12 protein-coding genes are annotated in these 15,484 nt (G+C 53.2%); 3 read left to right on the plus strand and 9 right to left on the minus strand.

Annotated elements, in window-relative coordinates:
• The first annotated feature begins 77 nt into the window (after window positions 1-77).
• Window positions 78-1,076 carry a LacI family DNA-binding transcriptional regulator gene (locus tag JK223_RS12390; RefSeq protein ID WP_212714491.1) on the plus strand — a complete coding sequence of 333 codons (999 nt, stop codon included), beginning with the start codon at window positions 78-80 and terminating at the stop codon, window positions 1,074-1,076.
• Window positions 1,077-1,126: 50 nt separating this feature from the next.
• Here the strand turns inward: JK223_RS12390 and narI are convergent, their stop codons facing one another.
• The 8 genes from narI to nirB all read right to left on the minus strand — a co-directional run bounded on the left by narI (window position 1,127) and on the right by nirB (window position 13,282).
• On the minus strand, window positions 1,127-1,804 hold the full coding sequence (narI, locus tag JK223_RS12395) for a respiratory nitrate reductase subunit gamma (protein WP_212714502.1): 678 nt from the start codon (window positions 1,802-1,804) through the stop codon (window positions 1,127-1,129).
• On the minus strand, window positions 1,804-2,493 hold the full coding sequence (narJ, locus tag JK223_RS12400; protein WP_212714492.1) for a nitrate reductase molybdenum cofactor assembly chaperone: 690 nt from the start codon (window positions 2,491-2,493) through the stop codon (window positions 1,804-1,806). Before narJ ends, narI begins: the two co-directional genes overlap by 1 nt.
• A complete protein-coding gene (gene narH / locus JK223_RS12405; protein WP_212714493.1) occupies window positions 2,493-4,025 on the minus strand; it encodes a nitrate reductase subunit beta in 1,533 nt (510 codons plus the stop codon). Before narH ends, narJ begins: the two co-directional genes overlap by 1 nt.
• Entirely contained in the window at window positions 4,022-7,762 is a 3,741-nt protein-coding gene (locus JK223_RS12410; protein WP_212714494.1) for a nitrate reductase subunit alpha, read from the minus strand. The genes narH and JK223_RS12410 overlap by 4 nt, the downstream gene beginning before the upstream one ends.
• 87 nt (window positions 7,763-7,849) lie before the next feature.
• The gene (locus JK223_RS12415) at window positions 7,850-9,241 is read right to left on the minus strand and encodes a NarK family nitrate/nitrite MFS transporter (RefSeq protein WP_212714495.1); all 1,392 of its coding nucleotides are present in this window, start codon (window positions 9,239-9,241) and stop codon (window positions 7,850-7,852) included.
• 605 nt (window positions 9,242-9,846) lie between these two features.
• Window positions 9,847-10,242 (minus strand): hypothetical protein, encoded by a 396-nt coding sequence (locus tag JK223_RS17185; protein WP_371813129.1) that lies wholly within the window; start codon window positions 10,240-10,242, stop codon window positions 9,847-9,849.
• Window positions 10,243-10,373: 131 nt separating this feature from the next.
• Window positions 10,374-10,742 (minus strand): nitrite reductase small subunit NirD, encoded by a 369-nt coding sequence (nirD, locus tag JK223_RS12420; protein ID WP_212714496.1) that lies wholly within the window; start codon window positions 10,740-10,742, stop codon window positions 10,374-10,376.
• Window positions 10,742-13,282 carry a nitrite reductase large subunit NirB gene (nirB, locus tag JK223_RS12425; RefSeq protein WP_212714497.1) on the minus strand — a complete coding sequence of 847 codons (2,541 nt, stop codon included), beginning with the start codon at window positions 13,280-13,282 and terminating at the stop codon, window positions 10,742-10,744. The genes nirD and nirB overlap by 1 nt, the downstream gene beginning before the upstream one ends.
• 297 nt (window positions 13,283-13,579) lie before the next feature.
• Here nirB and JK223_RS12430 point away from each other — a divergent pair, with 297 nt between their 5' ends.
• Window positions 13,580-14,014 (plus strand): hypothetical protein, encoded by a 435-nt coding sequence (locus tag JK223_RS12430; RefSeq protein WP_212714498.1) that lies wholly within the window; start codon window positions 13,580-13,582, stop codon window positions 14,012-14,014.
• 339 nt (window positions 14,015-14,353) lie between these two features.
• Here JK223_RS12430 and JK223_RS12435 read toward each other — a convergent pair whose 3' ends face one another.
• The gene (locus JK223_RS12435; RefSeq protein ID WP_212714499.1) at window positions 14,354-15,256 is read right to left on the minus strand and encodes a pyridoxal-phosphate dependent enzyme; all 903 of its coding nucleotides are present in this window, start codon (window positions 15,254-15,256) and stop codon (window positions 14,354-14,356) included.
• Window positions 15,257-15,287: 31 nt separating this feature from the next.
• On the opposite strand from JK223_RS12435, the gene JK223_RS12440 reads away from it, so the two are divergent.
• Window positions 15,288-15,484: hypothetical protein (locus JK223_RS12440; RefSeq protein ID WP_212714500.1), on the plus strand; the 197-nt coding region annotated here is incomplete at its 3' end.

Below are 15,484 nucleotides of genomic sequence, written 5' to 3' on the forward strand. Positions count from 1 at the left end.
CATCCTGCAGGGTTATCCTGGCAGTCTCTGCATTTCACAGGCAGACTATCCGCGAAAAAATACTTACAGGAAATGTGATGAAACGAAACCGTATGTCCCTGGAGGATATCGCGACCCTGGCAGGCCTGACAAAAATGACGGTAAGTCGCTATATGCGAGATCCGTCTAAGGTTTCTGAGCGTAGCAGAGGTGCGATTGATGAAGTCATGCGCCAGCATAACTACATCCCCAACCGGTTGCCGGAAATACTGTCGGGGGCGGGGAGCCGGACGCTGGGAGTCATCATTCCGTCTTTCCGGAATCAGATATTCTCAGATGTGCTGGAAGGCATTCAGCAGGTTGCAGAAAAGCATGGTTATCAGACCATTATCGCCAGTGATAACTATGATCCGCAGGTCGGACAGGAAAAAATAATCACTCTTCTCTCCTATCATATTGATGGTCTGCTGCTGACCGGGACACAGCATACTCAGACGGCCAGGGATTACCTGAAAACCTCCGGTATTCCTGTGGCGGAGTTGATGGAAATAACCGCCGAACCGCTGGATATCCAGGTCGGATTTGATAACCGGCAGGCGGCGTTTGATATGACGACGGAATTTATCCGGCGGGGTAAACAACAGATGGTCTTCATCGGTGCGATGGACGATCCGCGGGATGCCAGTCGCTATCAGGGGATGACACAGGCATTACAGCGATCCGGATTATCAGGACTGCATTATCTCCCCGGAGCCATCTCCTCCATGGCCTTAGGTCGCCGGTTATTTCAGCAAATCATTACACAGCATCCGCAAACCGATGCCATATTTTGTACCAATGATGATCTGGCGATGGGCGTGTTACTGGAGTGCCAGGCCCGTCAGATCCGGGTCCCGGAAGATATCGCGATTGCCGGTTTCCACGGACTGGATATCGGTTCAGCCAATCAGCAGAAATTGGCCAGTGTGATCACGCCAAGGCTGGAAATGGGCCAGGTCGCCACCGGACTGCTGATTGCGCAACTGGAAGAGCGCCGCAAAGCCGGTACTGAAACCGTGGATCTCGGATACCGCCTGTTTACCGGGGATACTCTGTGAAAGCAGCGACAGGCGCTAACGCCTGCCGCCGCTGAGTGTCATGCTTCTGACTAGTGCCGCGAACGAACCAGCTGGTAGCGGCGGGTCAGATATTCCACCGGCGCGCTCCAGATATGCACCAGCCGGGTAAAAGGAAATAATAAAAACAGCGTCATTCCCAGCACCAGATGTACCCGATAGATCATGTCCACCCCGTCCAGAAAAGAGGCTGCATTACCCCGGAAAAAGACGATAGATTGCGCCCAGCCAACCAGCTTCATCATCTCCTCACCGTCCATATGGCGGCTGGAAAACAGAATAGTGGTTAATCCGAGGCACGCCTGGATCACCAGTAAACTGAGGATCAGAATATCGGCGTGGGTGGAGGTTGCCCGGATTCTGGGATTATACAGCCTGCGTTTCAGCAGCAGTGCCCCGCCGATCACCGTCATCATGCCGCAAATTCCCCCGGCCGCCATGGCTATCTTTTGTTTCGCGGCAATCGACAGGAAGGGCTCATAGACCCAGTGCGGGGTCAGTAACCCAAACAGATGTCCGAAGAAAATCCCGAGAATACCGATATGAAACAGGTTGGAGGCCAGAGTCATGCCTTTTTTATCCAGCATCTGGCTGGAAGCTGCCCGCCAGCTGTACTGGCCATAATCGTAACGCAGCCAGCTGCCTGCCAGAAACACCGTTCCACACAGGTAGGGGTAAAGATCGAACAGAAAGGTATTCAGCCAGCTCATCATTTGACACCTCCGGCCGATAAGTCCAGATATTGTGGGGTGACCTGCTCACGAAAGCGCTGGCGATACTGCTGGTTAGCCGCATTATTACATGCCGTATCGTCGATAAATTTCACCTGTTCTTCCTCCCAGAGAGCATCCATTGCCTGCGGAGTATCATCGCGGGATTCTCCGGCAATTTTCTCAAGCACTGTGTGGCTACGTAGCGGGCTGTCAGCCAGATGTAACAGCTGGTCAAACAGCACCTGATAACCACTATCACGTTGTGTCAGACGTCCGCCGAGCAGAGCCAGTATTTCAGCGATATCCCGTAATCCCTGACGGCCATCCTCTTCCGGGCAGAGCGACAGATATTCCAGATATACCGGCAGATAATCGGGGAGCTCACGGCAATCCGGCTGTAATCCGGCTGCCTGGTACTGCGCCATTAAATCAACCATCGCCTGTCCGCGATCACGCGATTCAGCATGGACATGTTCAAACAGCAGCAGTGAGGTGGCGCGTCCCCGGTCAAAGGTTTCACACCATTCCTGCTGGCGATCCAGTAACGGGGCCTGCAGATAACATTGCGAAAATTCGAGTAACTCCGGCGATTCACTGGCGATAATGGCTAAAATTTCCTCCGAAGCCTCCCACAGTTCCTGAGAAGGGTATTCCAGCATGACAGCAATCAGTTTTAATGGCAGCATCACTGATCTCCTGTTTTTTCCGACACGTTGATGGCATCGATCCGGCGGCTGTTAAACAAATTAAAACGGCTATCACTCCCGTGGCAGCCATCACCAAAGGTAAATCCGCAGCCGCTTTTTTCCGGGAATGCGTGTCCTGCCATTTCACGGTGACCGGAAGGCACGACAAAGCGGTCTTCATAGTTGGCTATGGCCAGATAGCGGTACATCTCTTCAGCCTGAGCCACCGTCAGCCCCGTCTGCTCCAGTGCGCGGGTATCGGTTTTGCCTTCCACCGTCTGAGCGCGTTTATAATGGCGCATCGCCATCATGCGCTTTAATGCTGAAAGCACCGGGGCGGTATCCCCGGCGGTCAGCATATTGGCCAGGTACTGCACCGGGATCCGTAGTTCTTCTACCGCCGGTAATACGCCATCGCTGGCTAAAGCTCCGGATTCAGCGACCGACTGAACAGGGGAGAGCGGGGGGACATACCAGACCATCGGCAGGGTACGGTATTCGGGATGCAACGGCAGAGCCAGTTTCCAGTCCATTGCCAGTTTCCATACCGGCGAATTTTTTGCGGCTTCCAGCACATTCTGCGGGATCCCCTGTTTCTGTGCTTCGAGGATCACCTGCGGATCATGCGGATCGAGGAAAATACCGGACTGGCGCTGATAAAGGTCCTGTTCATTTTCCGTGGCAGCGGCTTCAGAGATCTTATCGGCGTCATAGAGCAGCACGCCCAGATAACGGATCCTGCCGACACAGGTTTCTGAACAGACGGTAGGCATACCGGCTTCGATACGCGGATAGCAGAAAATACATTTTTCAGACTTCCCGCTTTTCCAGTTGAAGTAGATCTTTTTATAAGGGCAGCCACTGATACATAAGCGCCAGCCGCGGCAGCGATCCTGGTCAATCAGGACGATACCGTCTTCTTCACGCTTATAAATCGCGCCACTCGGGCAGGTCGCGACACAGGATGGGTTCAGACAGTGTTCACATAAGCGCGGCATGTACATCATGAACGTATGCTCAAACTCGCCATAGATCTGCTTTTCTATGTGCGCAAAGTTCTGGTCGGCAGAGCGCGTTGCAAATTCTCCGCCGAGAATCTCTTCCCAGTTCGGGCCTGAGGTGATCTTATCCATCCGCTGACCGGTGATCAGTGAGCGCGGACGAGCCGTCGGCTGATGTTTACCTTGCGGCGCATTGTGCAGATGCTGGTAATCGAAGGTAAAAGGTTCGTAATAGTCATCGATCCCCGGCACCAGCGGATTGGCGAAAATTTTACTTAATACCCCGACTTTGCTACCCAGGCGGGGCTCCAGCCGGCCGTTGATTTTACGGATCCAGCCGCCGCGCCATTTTTCCTGATCCTCCCATGCGGTCGGATAACCGGTGCCGGGTTTGCTCTCCACGTTATTGAACCAGGCGTATTCCATACCTTCACGACTGGTCCAGACATTTTTACAGGTCACGGAACAGGTATGACAGCCGATACATTTATCAAGGTTCAGGACCATGCCTACCTGGGAACGTATTTTCATTGCTTAGCCTCCTGAACCTGATCACGTCCTTCATCGTCCAGCCAGAGAATATTTTTCATTTTGCGGACAATAATAAATTCATCGCGGTTGGATCCCACGGTGCCGTAATAGTTAAACCCGTAGCACTGATGAACATAACCGCCGATCATATGTGTGGGTTTAGGGCTGATACGGGTCACCGAGTTATGGATCCCCCCACGCATTCCCGTCACCTCGGAGCCCGGGATATTCGTGATGCGTTCCTGTGCGTGGTACATCATGGTCATCCCTGCAGGCACGCGCTGACTGACCACCGCTCTGGCAGTCAGTGCGCCGTTACTGTTGAAGGCTTCGATCCAGTCGTTATCGCGTATTTCCAAATCCCGGGCATCTTCCTCACTCATCCAGACGATCGGTCCGCCGCGCGACAGCGTCAGCATCAGCAGGTTTTCGCTGTAAGTGGAGTGGATCCCCCATTTCTGATGAGGGGTCAGAAAATTCAGTGTCTTCTCCGGATAGCCATTGGAAGGAATATGCTGCATTTTCTCAACACTGCGCGTATTAATCGGCGGTCTGTAGCTGACCAGACTTTCCCCGAAGGCACGCATCCAGGGGTGATCCTGGTAAAGCTGCTGGCGGCCGGTCAGTGTGCGCCAGGGGATCAGTTCATGAACATTGGTATAACAGGCGTTATAAGAGACATGTTCATCCTCCAGTCCTGACCAGGTCGGGCTGGAGATAATCTTTCTTGGCTGTGCCTGGATATCGCGAAAACGAATTTTCTCTTCCTGTTTTGGCAGGGCAAGATGGGTATGGTCCCGTCCGGTAATTTCGCCCAGAGCTTCCCAGGCTTTTACGGCGACCTGGCCGTTGGTTTCCGGGGCCAGCGCCAGGATCATTTCTGCGGCATCGATGGCCGTATTAAGCTGAGGCTGACCTTTCCCTGCACCTTCAGCGCGGGTGTGATTAAGCTGACGCAGCAGTTCGACTTCCTTCTCTGCGTTCCAGGAGATCCCTTTACCGCCGTTGCCCAGCTTTTCCAGTAACGGACCGACAGAGGTGAAGCGCTCACTGAGGGCAGGGTAATCACGTTCTACCACCATGATATGCGGAGCCGTTTTGCCTGGCTGCAGTTCGCATTCACCTTTGTGCCACTGTTTAACATCGTAAGGCTGGGACAGTTCCGCCGGGGAGTCATGCTGGATGGGTAACAGCACTACATCGTTTTCCACCCCGAGGTGACCCGGGCAGAGTTCAGAGAAGGTTTTGGCTAGCTCTTTATAGATTTCCCAGTCACTGCGGGATTCCCATACCGGGTCGACGGCGGCTGACAGCGGATGGATAAAGGGATGCATATCTGACGTATTCATGTCGTCTTTTTCATACCAGGTCGCCGTCGGTAAAACGATATCGGAGAACAGACAGGTACTGGACATCCTGAAGTCGAGGGTGACCAGCAGGTCCAGTTTCCCTTCCCGGGCCGGCGTCTGCCAGTCTGCTTCCTGCGGGGACATTTCCGGGTCAGCCACGGTTTCCTCCCCCTGAATACCGCTGTCGATCCCTAACAGATAACGCAGCATATATTCATGGCCTTTCGCCGAAGATCCCAGCAGATTCGAACGCCAGACAAACAAATTTCTCGGATGGTTATTACCGCTGTCCGGCTGTTCGCAGGCAAAACGTAACTCACCTTGCTTCAGCGCCGACACGGTATAATCCACCGGAGAGATACCGGCTTTTTGGGCCATTGCGGCAATGGTCAGAGGGTTGGTATTCAGTTGCGGCGAAGAGGGCAGCCAGCCCATGCGCTCAGCACGGATGTTAAAATCAATCAACTGGCCGCTGAAGGCCTGTTTATCTGCCAGCGGAGATAACAGTTCCCGGGGTGAAAGTTTTTCGTAACGCCACTGGCTGGAGTGATTATAGAAAAAGGACGTCCCGTTCATATGGCGTGGCGGACGGCTCCAGTCCAGCGCAAATGCCAGCGGTTGCCAGCCGGTTTGCGGGCGCAGTTTTTCCTGCCCCACATAATGCGCCCAGCCACCCCCGCTTTGTCCTACACAGCCGCAAAAGATCAGCATATTCATCAGGCCGCGGTAGTTCATATCCATGTGATACCAGTGGTTCATACCGGCCCCGACGATGATCATGGAACGACCGTGGGTCCTGTGTGCGGTATCCGCAAACTCCCGTGCAATCCGGATAATCTGGTCGCGGGGCACGCCGCAGATTTGTTCTGCCCATGCCGGGGAGTAAGCTTTTATTTCATCGTAGGCGCTGGCGGCCTGAGCATCGCCCCAGCCGCGATCGATCCCGTAATTCCCTAAGGTAAGATCATACACACTCACGACTTTTGCCTGGGTACCGTCAGCGAGAGTCAGCAGTTTCACCGGTAAGGTGTGGACCCGCACCGGAGAGTGTTCAACGTGGCGAAAATGGGGGGATTGCTGGCCACCGAAATAAGGAAAGGCCACTTCGGCCAGCTGATCATACTCTTCCGCCAGACTGAGGCGCAATTCAGTTTCCTGCCCGCCTGCACGGGCCTCCAGGTTCCACCCGCCTTTTTGTCCCCAGCGGAAACCGGCCGAACCATTGGGGATCACTAACTGACCGTCATGGTTAATTGCCACGGTTTTCCAGTCCGGATTATTACTTTCACCCAGGTTGTCAGCCAGGTCGGCGGCTCTTAACAGACGGCCCGCACTGTAATAACCTTCACCGGTCTCTTCCAGCATGACCAGCATGGGCATATCGGTGTAGCGCCGGCAGTAATTAATAAAATAGTCGCTGGGGTTATCGAGATGAAACTCCCGGAGAATGACATGGCCCATCGCCATCGCCAGAGCCGCATCGGTTCCCTGTTTAGGTGCCAGCCATTGATCACTGAGCTTCGCGACTTCAGCATAATCGGGGGTGATGGCGACTGTTTTTGTTCCTTTGTACCGGACTTCAGTGAAGAAGTGCGCATCCGGCGTACGGGTTTGCGGTACATTCGAACCCCAGGCAATGATATAAGCAGAGTTATACCAGTCTGCCGATTCAGGCACATCCGTCTGCTCCCCCCATGTCATCGGGGATGCCGGTGGCAGGTCGCAATACCAGTCGTAAAAGCTCAGGCAGGTGCCTCCCATCAGGGAGAGGTAGCGTGTACCCGCGGCATAAGAAACCATCGACATGGCAGGGATCGGAGAGAAACCGGCGACCCGATCCGGACCGTAGTGTTTGACGGTCCAGATATTGGCGGCAGCAATCAGCTGGTTCAGTTCATTCCAGTCTGAACGGACAAAGCCACCTTTTCCGCGGGCTTTTTTATAGCGGGCAGTTTTTTGCTCATCACGGACAATACTGTCCCAGGCATCGACCGGGTCGCTGAATTCCTGGCGGGCTTCGCGCCATAACCGGATTAATTGCTTTCGGACTAAGGGATACTTAAGGCGGTTTGCACTGTAGATGTACCAGGAGTAACTGGCTCCGCGCGGACATCCGCGGGGTTCGTGATTAGGTAAGTCTGAACGGGTACGCGGGTAATCGGTTTGCTGGGTCTCCCAGGTCACCAGACCATTTTTCACATAGATCTTCCAGCTACAGGACCCGGTACAGTTAACGCCGTGGGTAGAACGGACAATTTTATCGTGTTGCCAGCGCTGCCGGTAACTGTCTTCCCAGTCACGGTTACTGTCCATCGTCTGGCCGTGCTGTTGCGAAAACGTGCTGCCTTTTTGCTTAAAGTAGCGCAGTTTATCCAGTAATTTGCTCATAGTGTTCTCCGTGCAGAGCAGGTTGCTTCACCATTGACTCTGTCAGGTATCCGGCCGGTAAAATGCCCGCAGAGCGGGCATGCTCTGTTATTGTTTCGCGGGTTTTTTACGACCGTAGACCAGTCCGGTGACCAGTAAGCAGACAATGTAAAATACCAGGAAGATCTTCATCGCCCCCACCGGCGAACCGGTGAGATCCAGTGAGCTACCAAAGGCCTTAGGAATAAAGAATCCGCCGAAGGCCCCAATGGCAGAGATAAAGCCCAGCGCGGAGGCGGTTTCAGTGACAGCAAGTTGCTGAACTTTGCTTTCGCTGACTCCGTCTTTCAGCGCCTTATTGATCGTCAGCTGACGAAAGATCACGGCGATCATCTGAAACGTTGAGCCACTCCCCAGTCCGGCAGTCAGGAAGAGCCCCATAAATACCGCATAGAACGCGTTGAAATTACCGTTGCTCACGCCTTCGACCGGCAGAGTGAAAAACAGCAACCCGGTGAAGATCACCATAAAGATATAATTAATCAGTGTGACGCGAACTCCGCCGAACTTATCGGAGATCATGCCGCCGAATGAACGGGCCAGCGCACCGATGAAGGGACCAAAGAAGGCCAGTTTGAGAATATCGACGCCCGGAAACTGTGTTTTCGCCAGCATGGCAAACCCGGCGGAGAAGCCAATAAAAGAACCAAACGTGGTCAGGTACAACAGGCTCAGTAACCACATATGACCGCGTTTCAGCACCGGCAACTGCTGGCGGATGGATAACCGGGTGCCCGGAACATCGTTCATGGCAAACCAGGCGGCGAGCGTCGCGATAAACAACAGGGGGACCCAGACCCAGGCGGTGTTTGCCAGCCAAAGCAGGCTGCCATCTGCCTGAGCGACCCCTTTGCCTCCCATCAGGCTGAATAACGGGATGACAAGGACCAGCGGAGCGACAAGCTGCATCACGCTGACGCCGAGATTCCCCAAACCTCCGTTGATACCGAGTGCGCTTCCCTGGCGGGATTTCGGGAAGAAAAAGCTGATATTCCCCATGCTTGACGCAAAGTTGGCTCCGGCAAAACCGCACAGCAACGAGATGATAATAAACGTGGAGTAGGGGGTGCTGGTATCCTGTACCGCGATACCCAGCCACAGACACGGGATAATCAGGATCACCGTAGAAATCGCTGTCCATTTCCTGCCACCGATTAACGGCACCATAAAGGAATAAGGTACGCGCAGGATAGCCCCTGAGAGTGCGGGGAGGGCCGTTAACATAAATAGTTGATCAGTCGTAAAATTAAAACCGGCTTTGTTCAGATTAATTGAAACTGCGCTGAACAACATCCAGACACAAAAGGAGAGCAATAACGCAAATACCGAAACCCACAGGTTTCTCCGTGCTATTTTTTTCCCGCTTTGCTCCCAGAACTGACTATTTTCCGGCTCCCATTGCTGCAGCAGTCCGGAGTTTTTTCTCTTTGATAACGACATGGCTAAGCTCAGTGTTAATAGTTGATAGAGAAATTACCTGGTGTCAGGTAACGACAGGGTTAACAGATGAACTAAAAAATACTAATTAACTATTATCTTTCTTATCTGTTGATATATTTTTATTGTATTGTTACGGCGCGATTACTATATCCCGGCAGATGGTCTCCCATGATTGATCTCAGACAGGTTTCAGGGACTATTAATTTCGGAATAACACGATCTTTTCTGATATTAAAAAATAATTAATAATATAAATTAATTTTATTTAATTTTTCCGTAGTCCTGAGAATTAACGATAAATTCAGGATGCTTAGTTTCTGTAATTATTTCATCAGTAAACTTTTCAGGGGCTTTCTGATATCCCCGACACAGAAGAACGACGAACCCGACAGGAATCAGACCGGAGTTGCGGAGATCGTCACAGCACCCTGACAGCTCATCCCGTTTCCCGACCCTGACGCGCTGTTGTGGCCGGGGGCCGCTCTTAATTACCGCGACCGGCAGGACTGAGAGTGATAGCCGGCATCCGGCATCAGTAGGTTTCCCGGCACCGGTATCCTGGAGTTGCGTACAGATATCTGCTGCCCGCAGTAACCCCCTGTAAATCACCAGCGTTTCGTCCGTACAGAACCTCTGGACGTAACGGATATAACACCGGGGCCCGGTAATAAAGCGTACGCCGGAGGCGTGTTCCCGGTGTGTCCGCGGAATAAATGTGGCGGCGCAGCCACTGGCGGCGGTAATTCCGGAAAGCACGGAGCACTGAATACCTGCGGCCTGATGCGCTTCCGGCTTTTTCCGCCCCGACCCAAAATGAGCGGGTCACCTCCTTTCAGTCTGACCACTCGTTGACCGGAGCCTGCCTCACGGATCAGGAGGCGGTTAATCCCGTCCCGGCAATGATCAGGGCGACCAGATCGCTTCCCGGCAGCGATCCGTTTAGCGCTCTGCGGGATCAGCGCCAGCATCCCGTCAGAGACCCGCGGGGGGAAAGCCACCACCTCCGCTTACTGCAGGGATCGCAGGGCGTTCAGTCTCTGCAATTCCGTGTCCCCGGGGGCTGCGCCGGTCAGTATGGCCTGACCGGTCACTGCCGGAAAATATGGTCCGGAGTTACCCCGGGCAGGGCAGGTCATTCACGGATCACCGTATCGTCGTGACTGTCCGGCACCGGCATCGTGCTGACCTGCACAGCCCCCTCAGAAACCTTCACCGGATACGCGGCCACAGAATAACGGTTGTCCTCCATGCACAAACCATCACGCAGTCTGAAGTGTTGTTTCTTTAACGGGCTGGCAACCCAAAGGTCGCCCTGATGTTCAGCGATAATGCCGCGGCTGAGTACGCTTGCCCGAAAAAAAGGGTCAATATTACTGATGGCATAGACCTGCACATCATCCCGTGGGCGGAACAGGGCGATTTGCTGATTTTCAAGCAAAGCGCAGACGCCGGTCCCCGGCAGAATATCGTTGACCTTACAAACAGTGACCCATTCAGTCATCACTTATCCTCCTGCAGGGCTACCGGGATGCGTTCTTCCGGCCGGGCCGGCCGGTGTTGCTGGCCTTCGGGGACCATCTGTACCAGCATGTCGCGTTGCGGACTGTTAACGAAATGATTGAAACGTAAGCGTGTATCCGGTTCAGACAGCGTTTCACGCCATTCACAGTGATATTTTTCCCGCAGTAAACGCAGATCCTCTTCCGCCTGCGCCGCAATATTTAAATTATCGTCGATGATCACTTTTCTCAGATAATCGATGCCACCTTCCAGATTTTCCAGCCAGACGGCAGTGCGTTGTAATTTATCGGCGGTACGCAGATAGAACATCATAAAGCGATCGATATAGCGAACCAGTGTGGTCTGATCGAGGTCCGCAGCCAGCAAATCCGCATGGCGGGGTTTCATGCCGCCATTACCGCAAACATAAAGATTCCAGCCTTTTTCTGTCGCGATGACGCCGATATCTTTGCTCTGTGCTTCAGCACATTCACGGGTGCATCCGGAGACACCGAACTTCATTTTATGCGGGGTACGGATACCTTTATAACGGTTTTCCAGCATGACCCCGAGCCCGGTGCTGTCCCCGACACCATAACGGCACCAGCGACTACCGACACAGGTTTTTGCCATGCGCAGCGCTTTGGCATAGGCATGACCGGTTTCAAACCCGGCATCCAGTAACCTCTGCCATATCACCGGTAAATCATCTTTCTGAACACCAAACAGAGCAATCCGCTGCGACCCCGTGATCTTGCTGTAAAGGGAAAAGTCGGTCGCTATCTCACCGATAACACGTAATTGCTGCGGGGTAATCTCCCCCCCGGGACTACGGGGGATCACCGAATAAGTACCATCTTTCTGGATATTGGCCAGAAAGTTATCGTTGGAATCCTGTAATGGCACCAGTGCCGGCTGCAGGATAAAATCGTTCCACGCGGAGGCCAGCAGGCTGGCAATGGCAGGTTTACAGACTTCGCAGCCATAGCCTTTTCCGTATTGCCGGAGTAATGCATCGAAGGTTTTGATTTGTCCGACACGGATCAGATGGAACAGCTCCTGACGGGAATAGGGGAAATGTTCACACAGATGGTGGGTGACCTCGATTCCCTGTCGTGAGAGTTCACTGTTCAGTACCTGCGTCAGTAACGGAATACATCCGCCACAACCGGTGCCGGCATGGGTCGCGGTTTTCAGTGCTGCCACCGTATGACATCCATCGGCAATCGCCTTAATGATGGTGCCCTTACTGACATCGAAGCATGAACAGATCTGTGCACTGTCCGGCAGTTTATCGACACCCATGACCCGGCTCTCTCCTGCCGCGCAGGCAGGCAGGATCAGCTGCTCAGGATTTTCCGGCAGTTCAATTCCGTTCAGCATGAGTTGTAATAAATTAGCGTAATCGGTGGTATCTCCGACCAGTACGGCACCCAGCAGTAACCTGTTATCTGCACTGACGATCAGACGCTTATAAACTTCTTTAGTTTCATTAAGATAAATATAGCTTCGGCAGCCCGGGGTACGGCCATGAGCATCGCCCAGTCCACCGACATTGACCCCGAGTAATTTGAGTTTGGCGCTCATATCGGCGCCATCGAATTCTGCTGACTGATCACACAAGTGTGCGGCCACTACCCGTGCCATTTTGTATCCCGGAGCGACCAGCCCGTAGACATGGTTTTGGTAGCTGGCACATTCGCCGATAGCATAAATGTCCGCATCGCTGGTCTGGCACTGCCGGTTAATGGCAATCCCGCCGCGTTCGGCGGTCACCAGTCCGCACTGACGGGCCAGACTGTCCTGCGGGCGAATACCGGTAGAGAAGACCACAAAATCGGTCTCCAGCGAAGAACCGTCGGCAAATAACAGAGTTTTACGCGATTCACTGCCTTGCTGAATAATCTGGCGGGTATTCTTTCCGGTATGAACCTGAACCCCGAGACGCTCTATTTTCTTACGTAATTGTTCGCCGCCGGTCGTATCCAGCTGTTCGGCCATCAATACGTTGGCAAACTCGACCACGTGGGTTTCAATCCCGAGATTTTTCAGTGCGCCGGCCGCTTCAAGCCCCAGTAATCCGCCACCAATAACCACCCCGCGTTTACTGCGCAGTGCACAGGCTTCGATGGCGTTCAAATCTTCAATGGTCCGGTAGACAAAGCAGTCAGGGCCGTTACTGCCTTCAATCGGGGGGACCCGGGGGTAAGAACCGGTGGCAATCACCAGCTTATCGTAACAGACCGTGCGGCCGGCTCCGGAGCTCACCTCTTTGCGCTGACGATCGATGGTGAGTGCGCGCTCTGCAATAAAGACCTGAATATGATGCTTTGCGTAAAAACCTTCACGGACCAGCGACAGATCTTCAGCGGTATGATGTGAAAAATAAGATGAGAGATGGACCCTGTCATATGCCTGGCGGGGTTCTTCGCAGAATACAGTGATCTCGTAGCGGTCTGCGGGCGATTTATCGATCAGCTCTTCAATAAAACGGTGTCCCACCATACCATTTCCAATCACGCAGAGTCGGGTATTACGCATTGCGGCCTCACGGGAATGACAGAGATACCACCTTACGATAAAGGCGTGTCAGACTTATTGATGCAAGTCAAATGCATCTTTAATCTGCCGGACACACGACACACGACACACGACACACGACACGGACAGGCACATATACACAGACGAGTACCCGTTCGCACAGGCAAAAGGTGATAATGCGGGTATCGGCAGCATCACCGGTCGCTGTAAGAGAATTCTGTATTCTCAGAGTGCGCCTTGTAAGAATAAAGATTGGCTGCTAGGTTTTTTACATAGCCTAAAACAAGGGAAATGAAGATGAAAAAAACATTAACTGCTGTTGCTATTTCGATGACTTTCTTCACAGCGCATGTATTTGCAGAAACAACTTCACAGCAGGTTCAGGAACAGACTCAGCAGCTGAAAAACAGCGCGTCTGAGACGACCGAACAGGCTAAAGACCGTAGCGCGGAAATCGCGAACAAAACCAAACACCGTCTGCAGGAAAAAAACGAGCAGACAGTGAACAAGCTGAAAAATGGTGGTCACACCACTAATACTGATGCTGCGAAAGAAAAATCACAGAAAGCCTGGAACCGTACGAAAGAAGGTACTGAAAAAGGCTGGAATAAGACAAAAGAAACCACTCACAAAGCGGTGAATGGTACTCAGGAAGGTGCAACCAAACTTTGGAATAAAACCAAAGATGCAGCATCTGACACCAAAAGTGCTATCTCTGAAAAAGTTAACTGATCACCCGGGCCGTCAGGCACATTCACAGGTCGATTAGCTTCTCTGAACCAGGCCTCCTGCAGTCGCAGGGGGCTTTTTTGTCTCCGGAATTTCACAACCAGGCCGGGAGTACTGTGATTGCAGCACGATAGTCACCGCGCAGGTGAACGTCGCCGCTATCGAACGGAAAGGGATAAAGGCCTGGCAGGCCAGCGTGCAGGCTACCTGGCCATTGTCAGGGTGAGCCCTTTCAGGACGAATGTGAGGGTTGCAGACTGCAATGCCTGCCGCCACCCTCATTACATCGTTATCAGCGCCGGGATCCCCGCAGGTATAAGCGCCTGCCAGTCGGGGCTCCGGTTAAGCCAGTATGGCGCTGGCAGTAACCGATGCACCACCGCACACGATCACCAGCACGTTATCTTCGGCAGCGAACTGAATTTTCCGATCATACAACAGTGACAGTGAAACACCACAGGCAGGTTCCGTCAGTACCCGATGGTCATCAAGAAACGCCCGGCAGGCACTCACCGCTTCTTCATCGGAGACCAGCATACTGTGAACGTTGTGGCGGGTGGCCACATCGAATGCATTTCTGCACACCTGGCTTGCGGCGAGTGTTGTGGCTATGCCACTGACAACCGGTAATCTGACGAGTTCGCCGGCATTCACCGAAGCATTAAGTGATGCGGTACCATAGGTTTCACCGGCATAGACAGGGATATCCCCTAACCGGTGTCTGACCAGCCCCTGAACGACACCTGAAAGTAAACTACCTCCTCCGACCGATAAAACGACCGCATCAGGCTTCAGCCCTTCCCCGATAACTTCATCAATGATGGTGCTGATCCCCTCCCACAGATGCGGGTCATCGAACGGATGGATATAAACCGTGTTACCGCCGGTGAGTGATAATGCGTAATCGTTAGCTTCGCTCCAGACTTTTCCGTGGACAATCAGTTCTGCACCTTCACGGAGAATTAGCTGCCTTGCCATTAACGAGGTGGTTTCAGGTACGACGACCGTTACCGGCAGCCCCAGCTTTCTTCCACTGTGTGCCACCGATATTCCGGCATTGCCGCCGGATGAGCTGACAAAGCCGGTAGCACCTTGCTCTGCATAATACCGGCATGCATTGGCTGCACTACGGAGTTTAAATGAACCGGTGGGTTGAGCCGATTCCATTTTTAACCAGACATTGGTTTTTAAGCATTCACTCAGAGGAAGCGAATTTATAAGCGGAGTTTTGATACTTATTTTCATCCGTGGATACCTGCCTCAATAAATAAGTCATATGAAGAAAAAATGGCTGATAGCATTTCAGTGTGTCTGCCAACCCAACTTGTCATACCTGGCCTGTGATGGCAAAGCGATATTGTCCCGGGACGGTGGAGAGCGTCTGCGAGCGAATGTGCCGCGCAGCGGCGGGCAGGCTTGTCGCCAGGCCCGGAGTGCAGAGGGCGCGGCCCTGCGCCCTTTGCCCGGTCGCCC

This window comes from Tatumella sp. JGM118 (assembly GCF_018257515.1).
Lineage (GTDB): Bacteria > Pseudomonadota > Gammaproteobacteria > Enterobacterales > Enterobacteriaceae > Tatumella > Tatumella terrea.